Annotated in this window: 2 protein-coding genes and 2 pseudogenes; 2 read left to right on the top strand and 2 right to left on the bottom strand. The window is 33.0% G+C overall.

Annotated features, from left to right (window positions below; all coding sequences use genetic code 11):
* Window positions 1-972: 972 nt before the first annotated feature.
* The gene (locus AFK68_RS06965; RefSeq protein ID WP_094672131.1) at window positions 973-1602 is read left to right on the top strand and encodes a triacylglycerol lipase; all 630 of its coding nucleotides are present in this window, start codon (window positions 973-975) and stop codon (window positions 1600-1602) included.
* A gap of 445 nt (window positions 1603-2047) precedes the next feature.
* Here AFK68_RS06965 and AFK68_RS06960 read toward each other — a convergent pair.
* Window positions 2048-2432: pseudogene (locus AFK68_RS06960) on the bottom strand (Uma2 family endonuclease); the annotation flags it as partial.
* A gap of 476 nt (window positions 2433-2908) precedes the next feature.
* Window positions 2909-3346, bottom strand: a complete 438-nt coding sequence (locus AFK68_RS06955; RefSeq protein ID WP_094672130.1) for a VOC family protein — start codon at window positions 3344-3346, stop codon at window positions 2909-2911.
* Between the two features lie 191 nt (window positions 3347-3537).
* Here AFK68_RS06955 and AFK68_RS41190 point away from each other — a divergent pair.
* Window positions 3538-3919: pseudogene (locus tag AFK68_RS41190) on the top strand (hypothetical protein); the annotation flags it as partial.

Raw genomic sequence — 3919 nt, 5'->3', positions numbered from 1 at the left:
AATTATTAAAGTTATAGACAAAGAAAAAAGTTTGTCTATTGCTGAAGAAGATGAAATATATATCAATTCTTAAGTCTGATTGAGGTAATAAAATTCTAGGTTTTAGGGAAAAGTATCTTGCTCATCTTAGGAAAGCAAGATGCTCCCACTACTTAATAATTAGGGTTTGCTGAAAAAGTCTTTTGTAAGGAGTAGGGGAGCGGGGGAGTAGGGGAATAGGGGAATAATTTTTTTGCCCAACTCTTGGCAGAAATGCTGACTTTTTGATTTTTCGGGAACCGTGCATTAAGAGCTGAAAACCAAGGTATTTCAGACCTAAAAACGCACCTTATTTCTCTGTAAATGCTTTTAGATTTAATCAGCAGAGCAATAATTATTAGGCTAACTCCGAGGTGAAAAAATCAGTAATTGTTTACCGAATTATTAATAATTAATAATTAAATAATTCGCGCCTTGAAGCCTCCCCTTGGATAGGGGAAAAAGCGGTAGGCAAGCGGAGCATTCCGTCAGGAAAGTTGTGCGGAACGCTAAACGCCATATCCAATCGACCAAGAGAAAAGTGCTAGGATATTTCGATATCTTCAATTCCGTAACGGTTTTAACCAGAGGTAATTATCAATTATCCATTAATGAAATATATTTCAGAATTTACAGAATAATTACCAAAAAAATTTATGCCAGTAAAAAGACTGTCCTACTGAAGGAAAGGAAAGCGATCGCCTCATCCTAAAATGTGGAATTAGAGTAAAAATTTTCTGCGGAATGCAGAGCTAACAGCTATTATCATTCAGCATTTCCTATGGAATGCTAGGCAAAAAGATGCCTTAACGTAATAACTTACAAAGGTTAGCCAATGACCTTTTTCTTGATAATTTTTAATTTTCCTTGGAGACTAATTCCTCCTTCAGTGTGATAAGAAGTTAATAATTTATAGCTGATAGCTTACGAACTAAAAATATTCAAAAAAAATATATGGAAAGTTTAAACAAACCTAATCCAGTATTATTAATCCACGGAATTTTTGACACCATAAGAATATTCGATAAAATGTCTCAATACCTAAAAAAATCTGGATGGGAAGTATATTCTCTAAACTTAGTTCCTAATTACGGTATTTTAGGTTTAGATAAATTAGCCGAACAAATAGCAGATTATGTAGATCAAACATTTCCACCTAATCAACCCATTGATTTAATAGGTTTTAGTATGGGAGGAATAGTAAGTCGTTACTATGTTCAAAAATTAGGAGGTATAGATAAAGTAAAACGTTTTATTACTATTTCTTCTCCTCACAACGGTACATTAACAGGTTACGCTTTAAATTTAGCAGCACCCAAGCAGATGCGTCCGAAAAGTGATTTCCTAGAAAATTTAAACCAAGATATTGATATATTAGAAGAAATAAATTTTACCTCTATTTGGACACCTTATGATGCCATGATTTTGCCTGCCAGAAGTTCTCAAATACCAGTAGGTAGAGATATCAAAATAGATATTTTACTTCATGCTTGGATGGTATCAGATGAAAAAGTTTTGAAAGTAATTGTTGAGGAGTTGAAAGCAGAGTATAAATCCAAACTAATCAAGAATTTTATCAGTTGATTTGATCGAGGAAGGTACAGATACTATTTGTTAAAGTAAGTGTTTAGGATTGAATAACTTTTATTCTTTATTCTGGCTATTTTTGCAAATTTCCTAAAGTAGCCTGACTCTTGATAAATTTATAATAAATTGCAAAAATATAACCCAGTTCTTTAACAAAGGAATAGGGCAGAAAAATCCAGATTCCTTACTATAGCAGTTGTCACTCATGTTGACTTGCATTACTTCTTCTTTCTTCCTTCTTCTGCACCATCTCCAGAAACAAATTCTAATATTAATGAGAGGAGAAATATATTCTTCCAAAAGTACATAAGAGTGTCGTATTTCTCAATTTAAAAGAGGGGAAACATGANGTTCTTTAACAAAGGAATAGGGCAGAAAAATCCAGATTCCTTACTATAGCAGTTGTCACTCATGTTGACTTGCATTACTTCTTCTTTCTTCCTTCTTCTGCACCATCTCCAGAAACAAATTCTAATATTAATGAGAGGAGAAATATATTCTTCCAAAAGTACATAAGAGTGTCGTATTTCTCAATTTAAAAGAGGGGAAACATGAGGAACATAAAACCAATCTGGTGCTTCTGCTCCTCTGAGAGGAGGATCGGTTAATCGCCAATAAATTCCACAGTCTTGACCTATAGCATATTTTCCGTCAGGATGAATTTTATCTAGGGTAAGTTTGATAGAATCAGTTAATAGAATATTTTGATAATGTTCCTGAAAGTTTTTCACAAATGTACCGTATGATTCTGGTAATTGAGTATGGTCTGGAACAGAATTAATATCCAGTTCTTTTGATTCAGTAATTTCTATAGCAATCCTCCGCATATTTGTGGCAAAAATCTTACTGCTTTTTAGGCAAGAGGCAACAGGCAACAGGCAACAGGTAAGAGTTTCAAATTTTTTATCTACTTTTTAATTTATCACAACCTATTTAGGATTGCTATATTTTTGTACTCATTATTTTAAGGTAAGGAAGAAGGAACTAAGAAGGAAGCAAGAAGGAATTCATTAATGGATAATGGATAATGGATAATGGATAATTACCTCTCCCTTTTAGAGAGAGGATTGACCAATAAGGAAAAAAATTATTTCTCTTGGTCGATTAGATATGGCTAGGTTTTCTCAGCATCTCTGTTCAAAATGCACTTTTTTGTAGCATTCTTTTTTAAAGTGATTTTCTTTACTAAGAAAAACATAGTATGGAAGCAATATTTTCCCACTGCTATCTTACAAAAATTATCAATTATTTTCCCCTAATTCATACTCTCTACTCCCTAATTCCTACTCCCTATTTTTCTAACTTAAACTGCTACAGAATCGCCAACTTCCTGATGATCATTACAGCCAAAAATTGCTTCTGAATGACAATAATATTTGAACTCTAGCAAATTATGGAACGGATCTTCCAGGAAAAAAGTGCGATGTTCCAAAAGAGAATTTGTAAATCTTCGTCTGGGTTGCTGATAGAATTTTAATTGATTTTTTTCAGCACGTTCTAGCAAAGCTTCCCAATCACTTTCTAGAGTAAAAACTAAACCAAAATGTCTGGGATAAATGCCTTTTTGTGGTTCTAAACTATCTTTGGAAACATGAGCAACAATTTGATTTCCATAAAGATTTAGAATTACTGAGTTTGGAGATTCTCGCCCAACTTCACAACCTAAACCATTGGCATAGAATTCTTTTGTTTGAGCAATATCATTCACGGGAAAGGCTAAGTGAAAAAGAACTTGATTCATGGTTACTTTACAATGAATAATTAATAATGGATAATGGATAAGTAGGTAGGCACAAAAAAGTTTAACTAAATTCAGTTTTGTCAACTAAATCCAAGCTCCAACCTACAGTTGACTTGAAGGTGAATTGACATTTTGTTACATAGGGACAAATTTTCACACCAACCTACTTAGTTGATAATGAACAATGGATAATGAAAATTATCTCTAATTATGGCATTGGTGAATGCGTAATGCTTTTGTCTCAAATATCTATGAAAAAAACTATTGTTTTACGGTTCATAAATACTGAAGAGCATTACCTAATCACCAAACCCCTAATTATAAATTATCCATTTAAAAGGAGAGGCTTTAAACCTCTGAAGATTAATTATCAATCATCAATTATCCATTATCCATTATCCATGTTATCTAATATTAACTCTGTAAATCCCTGGTTAGTAGCTATAATTTTAAATACTATCTTACTAAGTCTCGTTTATTTTGCTCCCAAAAAATTATTAACTCCCGCAGGAATAGTTCATGCTTGGATACTCGGAGTCTTGATTTGGGGTAGTTTAGGTTGGCCTGGATATG

The sequence above is a fragment of the Hydrocoleum sp. CS-953 genome, assembly GCF_002260545.1.
GTDB lineage: Bacteria > Cyanobacteriota > Cyanobacteriia > Cyanobacteriales > Microcoleaceae > Trichodesmium.
Note: the sequence above shows the minus strand (reverse complement) of the source record. Positions and strands in the feature narration are given on the sequence as shown.